This is a genomic window from Dysgonomonas sp. 25 (assembly GCF_010501075.1).
In the GTDB taxonomy this organism is placed as follows: Bacteria; Bacteroidota; Bacteroidia; order Bacteroidales; family Dysgonomonadaceae; genus Dysgonomonas.
On record NZ_QVMN01000001.1, the window covers coordinates 16,066 to 36,945 of the forward strand.

10 protein-coding genes are annotated in these 20,880 nt (G+C 44.0%); 5 read left to right on the forward strand and 5 right to left on the reverse strand.

Features of this window, described 5'->3' with window-relative positions:
• Window positions 1–187: 187 nt before the first annotated feature.
• Complete coding sequence (gene nspC / locus D0T66_RS00075; RefSeq protein ID WP_163354996.1) at window positions 188–1,327, reverse strand: carboxynorspermidine decarboxylase; 1,140 nt, start codon at window positions 1,325–1,327, stop codon at window positions 188–190.
• A 111-nt stretch (window positions 1,328–1,438) separates the two neighbouring features.
• Here nspC and D0T66_RS00080 point away from each other — a divergent pair, with 111 nt between their 5' ends.
• Window positions 1,439–3,475 carry a M13 family metallopeptidase gene (locus D0T66_RS00080; protein WP_163354997.1) on the forward strand — a complete coding sequence of 679 codons (2,037 nt, stop codon included), beginning with the start codon at window positions 1,439–1,441 and terminating at the stop codon, window positions 3,473–3,475.
• A 100-nt stretch (window positions 3,476–3,575) separates the two neighbouring features.
• Here D0T66_RS00080 and D0T66_RS00085 read toward each other — a convergent pair whose 3' ends face one another.
• The 4 genes from D0T66_RS00085 to D0T66_RS00100 all read right to left on the reverse strand — a co-directional run bounded on the left by D0T66_RS00085 (window position 3,576) and on the right by D0T66_RS00100 (window position 9,746).
• The gene (locus D0T66_RS00085) at window positions 3,576–5,642 is read right to left on the reverse strand and encodes a beta-L-arabinofuranosidase domain-containing protein (RefSeq protein WP_163354998.1); all 2,067 of its coding nucleotides are present in this window, start codon (window positions 5,640–5,642) and stop codon (window positions 3,576–3,578) included.
• Between the two features lie 221 nt (window positions 5,643–5,863).
• The gene (locus D0T66_RS00090; RefSeq protein WP_163354999.1) at window positions 5,864–7,954 is read right to left on the reverse strand and encodes a M3 family metallopeptidase; all 2,091 of its coding nucleotides are present in this window, start codon (window positions 7,952–7,954) and stop codon (window positions 5,864–5,866) included.
• Window positions 7,955–7,983: 29 nt separating this feature from the next.
• Window positions 7,984–9,036 (reverse strand): metallophosphoesterase, encoded by a 1,053-nt coding sequence (locus D0T66_RS00095; RefSeq protein WP_255489690.1) that lies wholly within the window; start codon window positions 9,034–9,036, stop codon window positions 7,984–7,986.
• A gap of 71 nt (window positions 9,037–9,107) precedes the next feature.
• Window positions 9,108–9,746: a nitroreductase family protein gene (locus D0T66_RS00100; RefSeq protein ID WP_163355001.1), complete on the reverse strand. Its 639-nt coding sequence runs from the start codon at window positions 9,744–9,746 to the stop codon at window positions 9,108–9,110.
• Between the two features lie 337 nt (window positions 9,747–10,083).
• Here D0T66_RS00100 and ruvA point away from each other — a divergent pair, with 337 nt between their 5' ends.
• The 4 genes from ruvA (at window position 10,084) to D0T66_RS00120 (ending at window position 20,741) form a co-directional block, all read left to right on the forward strand.
• Window positions 10,084–10,668, forward strand: a complete 585-nt coding sequence (ruvA, locus tag D0T66_RS00105; protein ID WP_163355002.1) for a Holliday junction branch migration protein RuvA — start codon at window positions 10,084–10,086, stop codon at window positions 10,666–10,668.
• Window positions 10,669–10,690: 22 nt separating this feature from the next.
• On the forward strand, window positions 10,691–18,256 hold the full coding sequence (sprA, locus tag D0T66_RS00110) for a cell surface protein SprA (protein WP_163355499.1): 7,566 nt from the start codon (window positions 10,691–10,693) through the stop codon (window positions 18,254–18,256).
• Between the two features lie 152 nt (window positions 18,257–18,408).
• Window positions 18,409–19,974 carry a HAMP domain-containing sensor histidine kinase gene (locus tag D0T66_RS00115; protein WP_163355003.1) on the forward strand — a complete coding sequence of 522 codons (1,566 nt, stop codon included), beginning with the start codon at window positions 18,409–18,411 and terminating at the stop codon, window positions 19,972–19,974.
• A 53-nt stretch (window positions 19,975–20,027) separates the two neighbouring features.
• A complete protein-coding gene (locus tag D0T66_RS00120) occupies window positions 20,028–20,741 on the forward strand; it encodes a response regulator transcription factor (protein ID WP_163355004.1) in 714 nt (237 codons plus the stop codon).
• The last annotated feature ends 139 nt before the right edge of the window (window positions 20,742–20,880 follow it).

A 20,880-nucleotide genomic window follows, 5' to 3' on the forward strand; every position in this document is an offset into this window, starting at 1 on the left:
ATCTCACCTTCGTTCGGGATGACAATAAAAAGTAACAAAGGTGTACTTATCTCCATCGCTTTGGAACGTTTTCTTGTAACTCGTAACTGTGCAAAGCACGAAGTAACTTGTAACTAATAAACTCGTCAACTCTATAAATATTGATAAACCTGTAATCACAATATAACTACTAATTCACATATTATTATCAAGACATCCTGTCCCTGTAATCTTCGTATGAAAATTCCCTGTAAACGTCGAGCTGACCGTGTTTGGTCCATAGCGCGATGGCAGGATGCGAAATACCGTTAAACATCGTCGTTTTGACCGTTGTATAATGAATCATATCCTCGAATACGATTTTGTCTCCTATCTGCAACGGCTTGTCAAACGACCAGCTACCGACAAAATCGCCACTCAGGCAACTGTTTCCGCCCATGCGATACGTCGGAAGCCCCTCAACCGGTTCGTGATGAGCGCCTTGAATCCTCGGCTTATAAGGCATTTCGAGGCAATCGGGCATATGACAGGCAAATGAAACATCCAGAATGGCTGTCTTGATACCGTGATTTTCTACTATATCGACTACCGACGAAACCAACACGCCTGTCTGCCAGACAAAAGCGCTTCCCGGTTCCATGATTACCTCCAGATTCGGATAGCGTTTCTTAAAGTCGATAAGCAACTCTATCAGATGCTCTACGTTGTAATCGTCGCGCGTCATCAGATGCCCTCCGCCCATGTTGAACCACTTGAGCTGCGGAAGCAGGTGTCCGAATTTAGCCTCTACCTGCTGCAATGTTTTTTCGAGGTCGTAAGACGATGATTCGCAAAGCGTATGGAAATGCAAGCCTTCCACCCCTTCGGGTAGCTGTTGCAATTGGTCGGCGGTCACACCAAAACGCGTTCCGGGCATTGCCGGATTATAAAGCTCGGTTTCTACCTCCGAATATTCGGGGTTGATGCGTAGCCCGCAGGAAACTTTTTTGGCATATTTACGTGTTTCGGGATAGAAACGTTCGAATTGCGAAAGCGAATTGAATGTTATATGGCTGCTATAACGGACAAAAACGGGTAGGTTTTCGGCCGTATAGGCCGGCGAAAAGGTGTGCGCCGGACTTCCCATCTCTTCGTATGCCAATTGCGCTTCCCAGACGGAGCTGGCAGTCGAATAAGGTACGTATTCGCGGATGATGGGGAAAGCCTTCCATATGGCAAAGGCTTTGAAAGCAAGGATAATATTAACTCCTGCCCGCTCTTTCACCGATTTTATCAGGGCGAGGTTTTCTCTTAGCAATACCTCATCCAATACATAGCAGGGAGAAGGTATTTTATCTATTTCGATCATTTCTGTTTCTTTTTTTGCTATTTATGTTATCAAAGGTATTAATTAATTTTAATTTTGCAGATACATTGTTTTTAGATAAAGACAAAAGAAACTCAAATTATATGATGAATTATGAAGAAAAAGTATTTGTATTTACCATTAGCATTAGTGGTAATGACGACATTTGGTTTTACGATGAAAGATAGAAATCCGTCGAAAAATCTCGACATGACAGATTTAGATACGACAGCTACTCCGGGTAATGATTTCTATCAGTACGCTACCGGCGGCTGGACGGCTAAAAATCCGATGAAAGACGAATATTCGCGTTACGGAGCATTCGAACAATTAGCCGAAGTCAGTACCGAACAGGTGAAAGGCCTTATCGAGGGGCTATCGGGGCAGTCGTACGAACAAGGTTCTGTTCAGCAGAAGATAGGCGACCTCTACAAAGTGGGAATGGATACGGTCAAAATAGAAGCCGAAGGGGCAGCACCTATTAAGCCGCAATTAGACAAAATTGCCGCAGCTGCCAATCGTGCGGATATTATCCGTTTAGTCGGCGAAGTATCTCAATATGCCGGCAATCCTTTCTTTGGTTTGTATGTAGGTGCCGATGATAAAAACAGTTCGATGAACATCGTACATCTCTATCAAAGCGGATTAAGCTTAGGCGATAGAGAGTATTACCTGAAAAACGACGAAGCTTCTTCGAAAATTCGTGCAGGATATGAAAATCTCATCGAAAAGCAATTCAAAAATGCCGGATATTCGAATGAAGATGCCGTAAGAGCCATGAAAGCTGTTATGAAAATCGAAACAGCTTTAGCAAAAGCCCATTTCACCAAGGAAGACAAACGAATCCCTGAAAAAAACTATCACAAAATGGCAGTTTCGGACTTGAACAAAAAGGTTGCGAACTTTGATTGGAACACCTATTTTGAAACAGTCGGCATAAAAGACCTGAAAGACTTGAATGTCTCTCAGATAGAACCGGTTGCCGAGGCTGTAAGACTGCTCAATACATTGCCGTTGGATGAGGTGCAGTACTATCTTTCCTGGAAAGTAATCAACAGCGCAGCATCCTATTTGAGTGATAATTTCGTAAACGATAATTTCGATTTCTATGGTAAGCAGCTCTCTGGCCGTCAGGCGATGCAGCCGCGTTGGAAGCGTGTAGTAAATACTGTAAACGGCTCGTTGAGCGAAGCGGTAGGCGAGATGTACGTTGCTAAATATTTCCCTCCTGCAGCAAAAGAGAGAATGCTGGAACTGGTGAAGAACTTACAAACAACTCTTGGCGAACGTGTTAATAACTTGACTTGGATGAGCGATGTGACCAAAGAGAAAGCACAGGAAAAATTGAGTACGTTCACCGTGAAAATCGGCTACCCTGACAAATGGAAAGACTATTCGCCTCTTGAAATCAAAGCGGACGAAAGCTATTGGGCCAATAACGTAAGAGTTAGCCTTTTCGATTGGAACGAGATGATAGCCAAAGTTGGTAAACCTGTCGACAAAGCAGAGTGGCACATGCCTCCTCAGATGGTAAATGCCTATTACAACCCGGCAACCAATGAAATCTGTTTCCCTGCCGGCATTTTGCAGCCGCCTTTCTTCTATATGGATGGCGACGATGCTATCAACTATGGCGCTATCGGAGTAGTTATCGGACACGAGATGTCTCACGGATTTGACGATCAAGGTTCTAAGTTCGACAAAGAAGGTAACCTTGCCAACTGGTGGACAGGTGAAGATGAGGCTAAGTTCAAAGAACGGGCACAGGTTTTGGTCGAGCATTTCAACAACATCGAGGTATTACCGGGATTATATGCCAATGGTGTATATACATTGGGCGAGAATATTGGAGACTTCGGAGGTTTGCAGATTGCCTACAACGCTTTCGAGAAGACTCAACAAGCCAAGGACGAAAAGAAAATAGACGGATTCACTCCTCAACAACGTTTCTTCCTTGCCTATGCTAAAGTTTGGGCAGGCGATATCCGCGAAGCAGAAATTCGTCGCCGTACACAGACCGATCCTCACTCGTTGGGCAAATGGCGCGTAAACGGAACGCTTCCGCACATCAATGCGTGGTACGAAGCTTTCAATATTACTTCGGATGATTCGCTGTATATCCCGAAAGAAGAACGTGCTGATATCTGGTAATAATACAACTATAATTGCATTGCAACTTAGCTACTAACAAGATAATACCCCCTCCCGGAAAAGGAGGGGGTATTTATATATAGGTCAAAACTGCCGAATATTATTCAGTAACCACCGGGAACGCCGAAATACGCAAGCGTGCAGCGCCCATAGGTATTAAAGTAATATCGTCGAGTACATCGCTCTTTTTAGCATCTTCGTCAGGCAGTACTCCTGTAAGTCCGTACTTGTCGATTCCCCAAGATGGTATTTGTCTGCCTTTCGCTTTGAACGCAATCGGAACATTCTGTGTATCAAATGGGAAATCATTTGCAGGCCATGGTTTTCTTACCACTTCGAAGTTTGAAGCTAAATTATTCTCATTCACTTTCAGCGCATAGTTCCATGCACTTGCCGGATAAATTTCGTAAGATGGCCATGCATTTATATCGGCACCTTTCTGCCACTTAGAATCCCAGATAGCTGTTTCGGCGCTGTTTACCTTCTTATAGTCTTCATCTATCAATAAAGATAACGTTAATGGGCCATAGTTGATACTTGCGCTGTTTTTATTGGCTTGCCATGTTCTCATACTTAAAGTCATAGGTAATTCCAGTGTTACCGTATCGCCTTCTTTCCATTCCCGTTGGATGCGAATGTATTTTCCTGCTTCGGCTTTGACATTTGCTGTTGCGCCATTGATTTTTACCACCGGATTATCGCACCATGAAGGCAAACGTAAATATAGCGGGAAGTTCACATCTTTATCCGGAGTGATGGTAAACCTTATTTCTTCTTCAAACGGATAGTTTGTTTCCTCTTTGATTTGAACATTTGTTCCGCTTTCACCTACTGTAACATTCGCTGTACATGGCCCATAAATAGCTGCTGCTAAACCATTGTCGGGTGTTGCCAATATAAGATTCTCAACAAAATATGGCCATCCCTGCGCATGGTTGTGCTGGCAGCAACGGCTACTGAACGGATTCATTGCAAGGAAAGGGCCGCCATTGTCGATTCCCGGTCTGTGATTTTCGGAATCACTTATCGTATGATTCGGGCAAGTGATATAGCGCAATGCTTTGAAGTCCGGCATTACGGCAGCAGGGTAGGAGTTGAAAGCAATATCTTCGCAATGTTCGGCCCATAAAGGGTCGCCGGTCATGCGAAGAAGTATTTCATCGGATGCCATTTGTTCTACAAATCCGCAGGTTTCTGTTCCTTGGCGTGGGTCGATGAATCCCATCCGTGCGTTTTCATCTGCGCCGAACATTCCACCGGGAACCTGACCGAATGTTCTCCTTATTAAGTTGTGTACATTGTAAGTAGCTGCAAGATGGGCAGAATCGCCTGTCAGCATATAATACGTAGCCGGCTCGCGGAAGCATTGAGCAATATTTACATTGTGCCAGTTAGGCAACCACGAATCTTCCATCCAGTTTGCCGTGTTGCGGTGAGTTTTCTCAGCAAGTTCGAGCAGGAACTCATCTCCCGTAATATTGTAGAGCCAATAAATGCTGTAAAGATTATCTCCTCCGCGGCTGTTTTCCCAATAATCTTCCAAAAACTGATCGTCCGGAACAGTCAATTGCCATTTAAAATACTTGGTCATCAGGTCGATAACCCTTTGATCTCCCGAATGCTCATAATAGGACTGCAGGCACCAGACCATAATCATATTCGCCCACAATTCGCGTTTGCCGCTGCGGTCGTTGATTGGGCCGAAATATCCATCCGGTTGCTGGCTGTCGAAAGCGGCATCAATCCATATTTTTGTTTCTGCTATCATGTCAGCATCGTTGAGTATATAGGCGAGGTTGCCATAACCTTTCAGCCAGTAGGGAACTTCTTCCCATCCATGCTGACCGCCCGACATCAGCCAGGCGTTATCTTTCTTTTCGAGCCATGCACTGATTTCGCCTAATTTTCCGGTAAGCCCGTCTTTTTGCAGGTGCAGGTATTTCTTTAACCAACCTTCGGGCTTAACAGCTCCTACTGGAAGTTTAATGAAATGAACCGGTTTCAGCGGGGCACGGTTCCCAATGTAATGGGCATTGGCTGTGGTCGTTACCGGCCTGTCGGTAATAGTGATTTCAGCATCACTGACTGTTTCGTTACAAGAAATGAGAAAGGCTATACATGCGATTCCGCAGCATATGTTACCTAACAATTTTTTTACTTTTTTCATTTTGGTATGTGTCTTCATTGTAATTAAAATTATTTGGTTACAAAACTAACCTTTACAGTGTTTAGTCAAGGATAATATTTAACTATAAAATGTGACATATTAGTCAAAGTGAAGAAAAACGTCGTATAATGAAACGAACCCTAAAAGTCTTTGTCTAACTTTTAGGGCTCATCTTACTTTTTGGAAGTAACCTCTTTCTATTGAATATAAAAGGTTTACGCTTATTTTTCTATTCCGTTTCTTTTCAGTAGCGCATCCACAGTTGGTTTTTGCCCACGGAACTTGACATACAACGTCATTGGGTCTTCGGTGTTTCCACGTTCTAAGATATTGCTGCGGAAAGACTTTGCAGTTTCTTGATTGAAGATACCTGTTTCCTTGAATTTGGCAAATGCGTCGGCATCCAATACCTCAGCCCATTTGTAGCCGTAATATCCTGCTGCATATCCGCCCGAGAAGATATGATTGAACGACACCGACATGTTAGCTTCGGGTACGACAGGCAATACAGCCGTTTTGCTCATGGCGGCTTGCTCGAACTCGCGCACGTCGCCTGTGTATGGCTTATCTATCGTATGCCATGCCATATCGAGGAATCCGAATGATAGCTGGCGATAACACATATAGGCTGCGTTGAAGTTTGCTGCATCAACCAATTTCTGTACAAGTTCGGCCGGGATTTTCTCGCCTGTCTGATAGTGCACGGCAAAACGGTCGAGGTATTCTTTTTCGGTCAGCCAGTTTTCCATGATTTGCGAAGGAAGTTCCACGAAATCATGTTCTACGCTTGTTCCCGAAAGACCTTCGTAAGTACATTTGGTCAGCATTCCATGAAGCGCATGCCCGAATTCGTGCAGGAATATTTCTACTTCGTCGAATGTGAGCAGGGCAGGCTTGGTATCCGTAGGTCGTGTGAAGTTCATTACAATAGACACATGCGGGCGCGAATCTATCCCTTTCTCTACGTATTGCCCTTTAAATTCGGTCATCCATGCACCTTGGCGTTTTCCTTCGCGCGGATGGAAGTCGGTATACAGAACGGCAAGATAATCGCCGTTGGCATCCAACACATCAAAGGCTTCCACTTCGGGGTGATATACTGGTATCTCCGTGTTTTTTCTGAAAGTGATTCCATACAAGTCCGTCGCCAATCCGAATACACCTTTTTTTACATGTTCCAACTCAAAATACGGACGGACAAGCTCGTCGCTGACCTGATACTTGGCATCTTTCAGTTTCTCGGAATAGTATGACCAATCCCACGGTTGCAAACTGACAGTTTTACTTTCCATGCTGGCGGCAAAGTTTTCTACCTCTTTCACGTCCTCACGGGCAGCAGTCGCATAGGCGTCGAACAAATCATTCAACAATCCATATACCCCCTCTTTGTTTTTAGCCATCTTGTTGCGAAGGACGTAAGTTGCATAATCCGGATAACCCAATAGCTGTGCTATCTCCATACGCGTTTTGGCTATCTGGCGGACATTCTCCTGATTATCGAATTCGCCTCCGCTGATACATCTCGTATTATAAGCCCGATAAAGCTTTTCGCGTAAGTCGCGGCGCTCCGAATATTTCATGAAACCGATATAGCTCGGAGCAGTCAGGTCGAATAACCATCCCTCTTTGCCTTTGCTTTTGGCTTTTACTTTAGCAGCCTCTTTCTCGCTGTCGGGCAACCCTGCCAAATCGGCTTCGTCGGTCAGCAGCATTTCGAATTTGTTCGTTTCTTTCAGTGTATTCTGCCCGAAAGTCAATGTCAACTGGCTGAGCTTCGACGATAGTTCTTTATACCTCTCTCTGTCGGCACCTTCTAACGTTGCTCCGCGATTCTCAAATCCTTGGTATATCTTTTCTGTGAGGCGGATTTGTTCGGGTGTAAGGCCTTCGTTATGACGGTTTTCGTACACGGCTTTAACGCGTTTGAATAGCGCTTCGTTGAGGTTTATTTCATTCGAATGCTGCGACAATTTCGGTTGGATGCGTTGTGCTATTTCCATCATTTCGTCATCCGATTCAGCTCCCAACAATGGGAAGAAAGTCGATGCGACGCGCGATAACAGCTGCCCCGAACGTTCGTATCGTTCGATCGTATTCCGGAAAGTCGGCATCGAACGCTCCATTGTCAGCCTGTTTATTTCGTTTTTATGTTGCTCGATTCCTTTGTCTATAGCCGGTTCGTAGTGTTCCTTCTTTATTTTGTCGAAAGGAGGCGTTCCGTGTGGAGTATCATATTCCGCAAAGAACGGGTTCTGTGCATTTATTGTTGTCATCGTTAGTATAAAAGTGATTGTTAATAGTATTTTTCGCATATATGTATGATTTTGCTATAAATTAATTATCATTCGACAATAATATCGAACTGATCATATTTTTCTGTCCGCCAAGCCTGAGAAGCCGCCGCTTCGGATATTGCCAGCAATGGAGAGAATGTTTTTACTTTTATTGTTTTTCCGTCCGGCATGAATTCGAGGATGCGCAACCATCCATCTCCACCGTTACCTTCCCATCCGCCGCCGGCCGTTTGGGCATTCCACATCATCTGGTGTACATTCTTGTTCGCTATATTTTTGTCTGTGCGGAATCCAACATTTTGTTCAAAGCTGCCGATTCTTGCATCGTGTCCGCAGATAAGCAATTTCACGTTCGGACAAGAATATAATAGTCTTTCCCAAATATCTTTTCCATAATTGGCGGGACTGATAAGATAATCCTCGCTTTCATATACTTTTCCTTTATAATCCATATAGGAGTGCGTCAGGACGATTACTTTATGGTTCTTATATTTGTTGCTGTCGCATACTTTCTTCGCCCATTCCAGTATCTCGTCGCGTGGGCTGAACTCGAGCACCAGTACGAGAATCTTTCCCCAATTATCGTCGCTGAATTCGTATGCAGCGTTTTCTAATGTAGGTTTGTCTTCGTAGTTGTGAGCGACTTCCACTAAGCAATCTTTCCAGAGAGGATTCCGGTCAAAAGGGAAATACTTCGAGAAGTTTGTGATTCGCTTCTCGGATGACTTATATCCGTAGTCGTGGTTGCCCAAACAGTTTATATAAGGGACTTTTCCGTCGATTTGTTCGAACGCTCGCGAAGCTCCTTCCCATTGCTCCACGCTATTCTGGTTACTCATTCTCGGGTCGGCGATAGCCAGTTCGTTGAATTCCACGATATCACCTGTGCATAAAACAGCCTTTATATTGAGCCGGTCTATGTTGTATGCCGTCCATGTAGTCATCAGTTCCAAAATAGGTTGATTCTGGGCATATTTCACATATCCCTGCGGATCGGGATAAACTATCATTGAGAACGAATTTTGATCCGTCAATTTTGCGTTCGTCGGACGATAAGGGCGTTCCTGCGCACAAATACCTGATATGACGATTGCCGCCATGAAGAAGCATAGTATTCTCTGTTTCATATGATTATAGATTAGGTTTCAGGATATATTAATTATTCCGAATATTACTTCCAGTAAGTGACCTCATCCACACTATAGCGTGTTGTGTCATGAGGCGCTTCGGCAGCCTTACCAATCGAGATGATGAGGGTAGGGAAGTAGCGCGAACTATCCATCCCCAAAGCTTTAGAGATGCCTTCGCGATCGAAACCGCCTATTGGATTCGTGTCATAACCGTAAGCTTTTGCCGAAAGCATAAGTTGCATGCACACAAACCCGCAATCGAGCATTTGCGATGCCAACAACTGTTCGTGCGATACCTGAGCCCGGTATGATGTAATCATTTGCAGGAATTTTTCTTTATTCGCCTCGTCGCGTATACCGAGTTTCACATCTGCCGAAAGAATACTTTCAGCCGAACCGATGCTTGCCATATCGGCATATACCACTATCAGCGCCGAAGATGTTTCGTGCTGCAACTGGTTGAAAGCCATATAAGGTTTTACCAGTTCTTTGCCTTCGGCCGAGTCTACAACGACAAAGCGCCAAGGTTGCAGGTTCAGCGACGACGGGGCTGTCATAGCATCCTGAATGATATTGCTCATCTCTTCGTGGCTGATTTTGACCGATGGATCATACTTGCGGATTGAACAACGCTTTTCGAATACTTCGTTTGCCGGATTTGTTACTTTCTTTAGTCTCATGTTTATAGTTGATTTAGTTTCTAACTTAATTTGATAAATTTGATATAGTCAAGCCGGGCGCAATCAAGCTTGCTTGAGATTGCCGGGGCGCATCCTATATTATACAAATATAGTGAAAGTCGAGCGCAATCGAGCTTGCTCAAGATTGCCGAGACGCATCCTATATTATACAAATATAAACAAAACTTATTCAAAAAAGTGATACCTTTGCCCTCTGAAAAATACTTCTTCCCGTTTCTGGAAAAGCGATAGCATGTCGTTAAATAGATGCGTGGAAGATATACGTTTTTCAAATTATTAACGTTATACATACAAAACAACAAAAGAATTATCACGTATGATTGATTATATAAAAGGCGAAATAGCCGAATTGACGCCTACATCGGTTACCGTAGAAACGGGAGGAATCGGCTATCTTATTCATATTTCGCTCAATACCTATACGGCGCTCTCGGGGCAGAAATCAACAAAACTGTTTATCTCCGAAATCATCCGCGAAGATGCGCATAATCTTTTCGGATTTTATGATAAATACGAGCGCGAATTGTTCCTGCTGCTTATCAGTGTGTCGGGGATAGGAGCGAATACGGCGCGGATGATACTTTCGTCATTGAACCCTCAGGAGCTGGTAGCTGTTATAACCTCCGGGAACGTAGATGCACTGAAGTCGGTGAAGGGAATCGGGCTGAAAACGGCACAGCGTGTGATTATCGACCTCAAAGATAAAGTAAAAGCCGAGGGAGTAGAGCTAAACTCTTTGCTGGCCTCTACTGTCAATCCGGCGGGAGAAGAAGCCACAGCCGCATTGGTTATGTTGGGATTCCCACAGCAGGCTTCGCAGAAAGTGGTTTCCAAAATACTGAAAGACAGTCCCGAAAGCACAGTGGAAGAAATTATCAAGACTTCGCTGAAAATGTTATAGTTAAAGAATAAATAGTATTCTGATATTGAGACGTTTCGTTAAATATTTGGTAATAATAATCTTTTCTGTCTGTTCGGTCAGCTTATTTTCCGGTATCGGTGCCGGAAGAAACCTGTCCGGGATGGATAGCTCTTTATTGCCCGAAATAGCCTATCAGGATACCATTCAGCCACAGGATACGATTGTCCGTTTTCCCGTAAAGAGAACCCAAATTACCAATTATGGCGATTTGAACCAGACAAACCCCATAGACCTGAAAGATCCGGGAAATATACAAACCGAAGTGGATTATGACCCTAAATCGGGATTGTATATGTTTCGCACCCGTTTGGGCGATGATTCCTATTTTACCCCTTTCACGCTCACTTTTGACGAGTATTCCGATTATACCCTGAAGCAGTCGATGTCGGATTACTTCCGTCAGCGGAATGCGCTCTCGGCAGCCGGAAAGTCGGATAAGGATAACGACTTTGTGTTGAAAAATATCAACCTGAGCATGACGCCTCTGGATAGGATTTTCGGGCCCGGAGGAGTAAAACTGAATCTGAATGGATATGCCGAAGCCAAGCTCGGTTTGAAGAGGACAACAAGTAAGAATCCAACCCTTTCGCAGCGAAGCCGTAACCGTACGACCTTCGATTTCGATCAGGATATTCAGGTGAATGTAGACGCTTCGGTAGGCGAAAAGGTAAACTTCGACCTGAACTACGATACAAAAGCTGCTTTCGATTTCGATTCCAAGAAGATAAAGTTAGGCTATCAGGGGCACGAAGACGAGATAATCAAGAAAATAGAAGCCGGAAATGTCAGCATGGCTACAACCAACTCGCTGATAAACGGCGGATCTGCCTTGTTCGGTATCAATACCGAACTTCAATTCGGGCGCTTGCGTGTCAATGCGATTGTAGCCCAGCAGGAGGCGGAAAGCCGTTCGCTGCAAACCGAAGGCGGGGTGCAAAATACCGAGTTTGAGTTTCGTTCGTCCGATTACGACGAGAACCGCCACTTTTTCCTCGGACATTATTTCCGCGATCACTACGATGAGGGAATGTCGCAACTTCCGGCTGTTGTTTCCAAAATAACCATATCGCGTATCGAAGTATGGGTGACCAATAAGCGTGGAAACTACGAGCAGGCACGGAACTTTGTGGCTTTTGCCGATTTGGGAGAATCCGACAAAATTAAGAATACAACGCAATGGGGTACAATAGCTCCTTCGATGCCATACAACGGCGCGAACACCCTCTATAATGGCATGATTTCCACCTATAGTGGAATAAGGGATATTTCGAGGGTTAATTCCCTGTTGGGCGCTATACCATTGGAGAACGGACAGGATTACGAAAAAGTAGAACGTGCGCGGTTGCTTTCTTCTACGGAATATACCTATAATGCACAGTTGGGATATCTATCCCTCACATCGGCATTGCAAAGCGATGAGGTACTGGCTGTCGCTTTCGAATACCAGTATCAGGGAACGACTTATCAGGTGGGAGAGTTTTCGGCGGATATTGTCGAAACATACGAGCCGGGGAATGCCAAATCGGGTTCGCTTATCCTGAAACTCCTGAAGCCGGTTTCGCTTTCTCCTAATTCCTATTCGTGGGATTTGATGATGAAAAACGTCTATAGCCTTGGTGCAGCCAACAATATGACCGTCAACAACGTTCAGAAAGAAGGATTCCGTTTGCAGATTGCTTATCAGACCGATTCGGTAGGGACATACCTCACTTATCTGACCGAAGGGGCAATCAAAGATAAGCCCTTGTTGAATGTGATGAATATGGACCGTCTGAATTCGAATGATAAACCTGTTCAGGATGGCAGGGGGAATATCGGGGACGGTATTTTTGACTATATCGACGGTTTTACCGTGAAAGCCGAAAACGGACGCATATTCTTCCCTGTGGTAGAACCGTTCGGTAGCTGGTTAGATCAAAAAATCGGCAGTGCAACAATTGCGCAGAAATATGTTTATCCCGAACTTTATACATTGAGCAAAACGGCTGCGGAACAGGTCGCCGAAAAGAATAAATTCAAAATCTACGGTAAATATCGGGGTAGTTCGTCTGCCTCTACCGGAGATATCAGCCTCAATGCTACCAACGTGCCTCAAGGTTCGGTCAGGGTGACGGCAGGAGGGCAGCAACTGACCGAGGGTGTCGACTATATTATCGATTACCTTTCGGGGACGGTGACTATTATCAACGAAGAAATCAAAGAATCGAACACGCCTGTGCAGGTTTCGCTCGAAGACCGTACATTCAGCATGCAGCGCAAAACGTTGCTGGGAATGAATCTCAGCTATGAATTCTCGAAGAAGCTGACAATGGGCGGAACGATTATGCATATGTACGAGAAGCCGCTCACCAACAAAACGACTATCGGTAGCGAATCGGTAAAAAATACCTTGTGGGGCTTGAATATGTCTTACAATTCGCAATCGCAATGGCTGACGAATATGATAGATAAGCTTCCGTTCGTGGAAGCAACACAACCTTCACAAATCTCGTTCACCGGAGAATTTGCCCAATTGATAGCCGGACATTATAAGAACGGGAATATGGGCGGATATTCCTATATCGACGATTTCGAATCGTCCGAATCACGTATCGACCTGAAAAATCCGTATGGATGGGCACTGTCTTCTACGCCGTCGTTCTTCCCCGAAGCTACTCTCAGCAACGATATAAACTACGGCAAGAACAGGGCGATGATGTCTTGGTTTATGATCGACGGAATGTTTACGCGCAAAGGATCGTCCCTTACCCCGCAGCATATCAAGAACGATAAGAAGCAGTTATCGAATCACTTTGTCCGCGAAATCGGTATAAGGGAATTATATCCGAATAAAGACTTGTCTTTCGACGACGCAGGCGTTATTTCTGCCCTCAATATATCTTACTATCCCGAAGAAAGAGGCCCTTATAACCTCGATGCAACCAATATCGACTCTGACGGTAAATTGCGCGATCCGGATAAGCGTTGGGGAGGGATAACCCGTAAGCTCGAAATCAGGGACTTTGAGACATCCAATGTCGAATACATCGAGTTTTGGCTGATGGATCCGTTTGTATATAACGATACGCTGCCTCCTGCTTTGCAGAATAAGGGTGGGGACTTCTATATCGATTTGGGTGATATATCCGAGGATGTACTGAAAGACGGAAAGAAATTCTATGAAAACGGCCTCCCGACCGATGGCGACCTTACTTCCGTTGAATATACAGAATGGGGAAAAGTGCCAAAACGCCAGTCGACGGTTTATGCCTTTGATAACAATTTGAGCGACGAGCAGAAAAGAAGACAGGACGTCGGTCTGAATGGATTAAGTACCGAAGAAGAACTTAATTTCCCGGCATATTCTAATTATGTAACCGCCTACCGTGCCGCTCTGTCCCCTACGGCCGAGACGGAACAATCGGCTAATCCTTTTTCTCCATTGAATGATCCGTCGGGAGATAATTTCCATTTCTATCGCAGTTCGTACTATGACGAGCAAAAAACGAGCATTTTAGATCGTTACAAATATTTCAACGGAAGTGAAGGAAACACTGTTGGCTTCCCGGATGAGAAATATTCCACAACTGCGCGTACAGTACCTGATGTAGAAGATATGGATCAGGACAATACGATGAACGAAACTGAATCGTATTACCAGTATAAACTCGAATTGAAACCGACCAAAATGCAGGTCGGTCAGAATTGTATCACCGAAATGCGGGAGGTCGAAGTCGATCTGAGGGATGGAAGTAAAGGAAAGGTGAAATGGTATCAGTTCAAGATTCCTGTTCGCCAACCCACCAGCAAAAAAGGGAATATCAGCGGATTCAAGAGCATACGTTTTATGCGTATGTTTATGACCGAATTTACACAGACTACTTTCCTTCGTTTCGGTACATTGCAACTTGTACGCGGCGATTGGCGGACATACGAAAATACGCTTAATGCCAATAATGCTCCTTCGGGGACAGGTACGATAGACGTAACGCGTGTCAATATCGAAGAAAATAGCAATAAACAGCCTGTGAGCTATGTTTTGCCGCCGGGGTTAAGTCGTTCGGAAACAGCCAATCAGGCACAATTGCTGCAGGATAATGAACAATCGTTATCGTTGACTGTCAACAGCCTCGACGCAAAAGATGCCCGAGGTGTATACAAAAATACGATGTATGATATGCGTCGCTACAAACGCTTGCAGATGTTTACACATGCCGAGCAATTGATAAACGGCACCCCTCTCGAGGACGGTGATTTTTCAGTGTTCATCCGTCTGGGTAGCGACTATAAAAATAACTACTACGAATACGAAGTGCCATTGTCGCTGACACCGCATGACACTTATCAGAACAGCAATAATGCACATCGCGAAATCGTGTGGCCGGCCGGCAATATGCTCGACTTCCCGCTGGAAATACTGAAAGATCTGAAATTGAGCCGGAATAAGAAAAAACGAGTAGCCGGGTCTACTATTAATTATACGACGGTTTATTCCGAGTATGATCCATACAAACCTGCCAATAAAATCAGCATTGTCGGTAATCCGTCTCTGGCGGAGGTATATGTCATCATGATAGGGGTGCGCAATAATTCGCGCCACACACGTTCGGGTGAAGTCTGGGTGAATGAATTGCGCCTGACCGACTTCGACGACGAGGGCGGATGGGCTGCCCAAGGTAATCTGAATGTTGCCCTGTCGGATATCGGTACGGTGAACGTGGCAGGAAGAAAAGAGACTGTCGGCTTTGGAGCATTGGATCAAAGCCTGCTCGAACGGCGTCAGGACGATTATACGATCTATAATATCTCGGTGAACCTCGACTTAGGGCGTTTTATTCCTGAAAAGGCAAAATTGAGTATTCCGTTCTATTATGCCTATTCCAATCAGGAAACCAAGCCGGAATATGATCCGTTCAATACCGATGTGAAACTGAACGAATCGATAGCTGCTATGGATACCAAGGCGGAAAAGGATTCGGTCAAGAGCCTCGCCGTCGAACGTATGACGACACGAAGCCTAAGCTTTACGAATGTGAAATCGAACGTTCAGAGTAAGACACCGATGCCTTACGATCCGGCGAACTTTAGTTTCAACTATGCTTATAATCAGAGCAACAACGAAACGCCTACGACGGCATACGACAAAGCGAAGGATTATAAACTGGGCGTGAGCTATACCTATACGCCGCTTGCCAAGACATGGGAGCCGTTCAAGAATGTAAAAGGCAAATCTGGAACAGCTAAGTTCGCTAAATCTATCGGCTTCAACTACCTGCCGAGCAATATCGCTTTCAACTCCGTAATGACGCGCTATTATACCGAAACGCTTACGCGTGATATTGAGAGTATTTATGCCGGAGGCGGAAGTGACCAGAAATTTCTGACATGGAGCCAGTCATTCTATTGGGATCGCGATTTCTCAATGAACTGGGATTTGACAAAGAATCTGAAAATATCTTTCCAATCGGGTACAAGAGCCGAAATAGAAGAGCCTTATCTGCAAGTAAATAAAAACGTAAACAGAGACGATTATGATCGTTGGCGCGATACGGTTTGGAACAGTATCAAGCATCTGGGCGATCCGCTGTCGTATAAACAATATGCTAAGGTGACTTATCAAATCCCGACGCGTTCTGTTCCGGCTTTAGACTGGATTACGTCCAATGCATCGTACGAAAGCTCCTATCAGTGGGATAGGGGAGTGAATATCGGTGTCGACAGCCTCACTATGGGGAATACCATCAATAATATGATGACATTGGGTATCACAAGCCGTATGGATTTGACTTCTTTGTACAGGAAGTCGAGCTATCTGAGAAAGGTGAATGAGCGTTTCGACAGGCGTACGTCTAACAGGCAGGCGCAGCGCCGCCCGCAAGCACAGGAGCGTCAGCAGCCGAAGAAACGCTTTACGCAGGAGATTCTGCTGACGAAAGATTCAGCCTATACCCTTAGACACGGGCTCGATACGAAGAAGCTGGAGATTCTGGCGAAGAAAGACGGTAAACCGTACAAGCTGAAATATAAGCGTATAGATAACAATACGATAAGGATAACCAATAAAGATAGCGCCCGGATACAACTTTCCGTTGAGAGCAAGCAAGTAGACGGTGAAGGAAATAAATTCTGGTCGGATGTGGCGGATTATTCCGCACGCGGGTTGATGTCGATCCGCAATATCGAACTGAAATACTCGAACCGGAAAGAAACATCTATATCCGGCTTCAAGCCGAAAGTAGGAGACATGTTTGGTCAGAAAAACTATTCCGACTATGGCATGACACCGGGATTGGGATTTGCATTCGGTTTCGATGGCGGAGAAGATTTCGTAAATAAAGCATATGACCGCAACTGGTTATTGATGAACGACTATAATACCATTCCGGCTATCTATAATCAAGCCGAGAAAATGGAAATACGATCGCAGATAGAGCCGTTCAAAGGATTCAGAATAGAAGTAAATGCCGGCCGCGAACGCAACAGGCGCACCGAATACCAATATATGTACGACGGACAGCCTCGCCTCTATGGAGGTAGCTTCTCTATTACGACGATTGCGCTTTCTTCGGCCTTTGATTCGGGGAATGCTAAAAATGGCTATAAATCCAAAGCATTCGACCGTTTCCTGCGCAACAGGATGAGTGTCAAATATCGCTTGGAAAATAAATACCAGCATGTTAATTATCCGAATGCCGGATTTATCGCTTCCGATCCGAATAATTCAGGCTATAGAGGAAATCCGTATGATCCCACTACCGCCGGAGATGTAAGCCTCAATTCGCCGGATGTGCTGATTCCTGCATTTTTGGCAGCCTATACAGGCAATAGTGCCGACAAGATATCATTGTCCGCTTTCCCATCGTTGTGGAAACTGTTGCCTAATTGGACGATAAATTATGACGGATTAACGAATATCCCGTTCATCAAACAGCATTTCAAGTCTATCCGGTTGAATCATGCCTATAATTGTACCTATCAGGTAGGAAATTATAACTCCTTCACTACGTGGGTCGAAGCTGACGGAGGTGACGGTCTTGGATTTATCCGTGACGTATTGTCGGGCAAACCTGTGCCGTCGTCGCCGTATAATATCTCCTCGGTGAGTATTGTGGAAGCCTTCAATCCATTGATTGGCCTCGAAGGGGTAATGAGTAACAGTTTGTCGTTCAACGGACGATATAACAACAGCCGTACGCTGACGTTGAATACCTCGTCGTACCAGATAATCGAAACCTTGCAGAAAGAGCTTGTGGTAGGGATGGGGTATCGAATTAATGATTTCAACAGGGTAATCGGTCTGACAGCCAAGCCGGCAGAGGGAGTCAATAATGATTTGAATCTGAAAGTGGATTTGTCTCACAGGACGCAACAGACGCTCATCCGAAAAATTCAGGAGAATTATACGCAGGCTACTGCCGGAACGACGATTATTACTCTCAAATGTTCGGCGGCATATACTATGACGCGGGCATTGACTTTGAGCGCCTTTTTCGACCACATTATTAATGAACCGCTCATCACGGCAGTTGGCTATCCTACAACGAATTCCAACTTCGGTATAAGCCTTAAATTTACCTTGCAACAATAAAAAAACATTAACATATTTGGTGGTCACGAAAAAAAGATTTAGGTTTATTTCGTTAAATGTTAAACAAAATCCATACTCATTTGTTAAATATTAACAGAACGAGAACTGGTATATTTTTTGTTAGCATAATAAAATAGAAGGTAGAACAAAAAATGAAGAAATCTGTAATTTGGGTACTTGCGAGTGTAATGGTTTTCGCTTTTTGCGGCTTATTGTATATGCAGATGAAATACATCCGCACATCGCTGAGATTACGGAGCGACCAGTTTAACGAAGCTGTTACGCGAAGCCTCTATCAGGTGAAAAGGAATCTGGAACTGGAGCAGACAAAAAGGTATCTGAATGAGTCGTATATCGCATCGCAAAAGAAAAAAGGATATAACGACAATGATTTTGCCGACGACGAAGAAGAGGTAACGATCTCTCATAGTTTCAAGGTTGTTGTTCCCGATGGAAGCGCCGAGTTGAGTATGGATGTCACCGGTACGACGCAACGGCGTACGAACCCGATATTCCAGTCTCCGAACAAAAGAAATAATGCGAATGCGATTTCCAAATCCTTCTTCGATTTGCAGGAAGAACAAAAAAAGCGCTTTGTGCAGGAGCAGAAGAATCTGAATGAAGTCATAAGCGAAATAATGCGGACTGCGAGTAATGTACCTATAACGGAACGAATAAATTTCAGGACATTAGAAGACATTATCCGCGGCGAGCTGAAAACGAATGGTATAGAGATACCATTTCAGTACGAGATAGTAGATCGTAACGAACGTGTGATATATAAGCAACAGGGATTCGACGAAGGCCAGCGGGATAATATTTATCCTCAGGTATTGTTCTCGAATGATGGTCCGGGAAAAAATTCTTATTACCTCAAAGTCTTTTTCCCAACAAAGCAGGACTACCTTTTTCGGGAGATTTCTTTTTTGATTCCTTCAATTTTATTCACATTTATTTTGTTAGTTACATTTATCATTACTATCTTTATCATATTGCGGCAGAAGAAATTATCTGAAATGAAGAGCGACTTCATGAATAATATGACTCACGAGCTCAAAACGCCTGTATCGACAATATCGTTAGCCGCCCAGATGTTAAAGGACCCTTCGATAACCAAATCACCGGAGGTGTTTAAGCATATATCGGGTGTTATTAATGATGAAACAGAGCGATTAAGCTTTCAGGTAGAAAAGGTTCTTCAAATGTCGCTATTCGAAAAGCAAAAAGCTACACTGAAGCAGAAGGAGCTGGATGCCAATGATATAATTGTAAATGTGGCAAACACTTCGCAGCTGAAAGTGGAGAAATTCGGGGGGCATCTGGATATTGATTTGGAAGCGACCGAATCTACTATTATGGCTGATAAAATGCACTTCACGAACGTCTTATTTAATCTGGTAGACAATGCGATAAAATATCGCCGCGAAGACGTAGACCTCGAACTCCTCATTCGTTCATGGAACAGTGGAAACAGGCTCTACATATCAGTTGAAGACAACGGTGTCGGCATCCGGAAAGAATATGTGAAACGGGTTTTCGACCGCTTCTATAGAGTATCCACCGGTAATGTGCATGATGTAAAAGGCTTCGGTCTGGGATTAGCCTATGTGAAAAAGATCGTTGAAGATCATAAAGGAACAATAAAAGCAGAAAGTGAATTGGGTAAAGGTACTAAATTTATAATGAGCCTGCCCTTGATTAATATGAGTAAAAAATAGATGATGGGAGTTATTTAATAAGGAAAATTGTAAAACGATAAATAAATTTAGTTATGGAAGAGAAACTTAAACTATTTCTGTGCGAAGATGACGAAAATCTCGGTATGTTGCTGAGAGAATATCTTCAGGCTAAAGGTTACGAAACAGACCTTTTTACAGATGGAGAAGCAGGCTATAAAGGTTTTGTAAAGGATAAGTATGATTTGTGTATATTGGATGTCATGATGCCTAAAAAAGACGGTATTTCGTTGGTAAAAGATATCAGAGTAATCAACACTGAAATTCCTATTATATTCCTTACGGCCAAAAATATGAAAGATGATATACTCGAAGGCTTCAAAGCGGGAGCCGATGATTATATTACGAAACCGTTCAGCATGGAAGAATTGGTGTTGCGTATCGAAGCTATATTCCGCCGGGTGAGAGGCAAGAAATCTGCCGAACAACAGGTATACCACTTCGGGCATATGGAATTTGATACACAGAAGCAATTATTGACAATCAATGGCGAAACAACAAAGCTTACGACGAAAGAATCGGAGCTGTTAGCATTGCTTTGTGCCCATGCGAATGATATCCTCGAGCGTAATCATGCATTGCGCCAGATATGGGTTGACGATAACTATTTCAATGCCCGTAGTATGGATGTGTACATAACAAAATTGCGTAAACTGCTGAAGCCGGATCCTTCTATCGAAATCATCAATATCCATGGTAAAGGATATAAACTGATCGTTCCGACCGAAGACGGAGAACAGCCTGAATAAGTGGGTGAACTTATGCTTATTTAACAAAATGGATATGATAGTCAGCCCTTTAATTGGACTGACTATTATTTTTTTTATTATCTTTGTAGTTGAATTTAGATGAGCTTGTTGTAAAAGTAAAATAAAAGAAATAAGAGGA

Coding starts and splice junctions, on each gene's coding strand:
- D0T66_RS00095 (WP_255489690.1), bottom strand. CDS start 9,036: ATGGCGGCAATCGTCATATCAGGTATTTGTGCGCAGGAACGCCCTTAT.
- D0T66_RS00085 (WP_163354998.1), bottom strand. CDS start 5,642: ATGAAAAAAGTAAAAAAATTGTTAGGTAACATATGCTGCGGAATCGCA.
- D0T66_RS00100 (WP_163355001.1), bottom strand. CDS start 9,746: ATGAGACTAAAGAAAGTAACAAATCCGGCAAACGAAGTATTCGAAAAG.
- D0T66_RS00115 (WP_163355003.1), top strand. CDS start 18,409: ATGAAGAAATCTGTAATTTGGGTACTTGCGAGTGTAATGGTTTTCGCT.
- ruvA (WP_163355002.1), top strand. CDS start 10,084: ATGATTGATTATATAAAAGGCGAAATAGCCGAATTGACGCCTACATCG.
- nspC (WP_163354996.1), bottom strand. CDS start 1,327: ATGATCGAAATAGATAAAATACCTTCTCCCTGCTATGTATTGGATGAG.
- D0T66_RS00080 (WP_163354997.1), top strand. CDS start 1,439: ATGAAGAAAAAGTATTTGTATTTACCATTAGCATTAGTGGTAATGACG.
- D0T66_RS00090 (WP_163354999.1), bottom strand. CDS start 7,954: ATGCGAAAAATACTATTAACAATCACTTTTATACTAACGATGACAACA.
- D0T66_RS00120 (WP_163355004.1), top strand. CDS start 20,028: ATGGAAGAGAAACTTAAACTATTTCTGTGCGAAGATGACGAAAATCTC.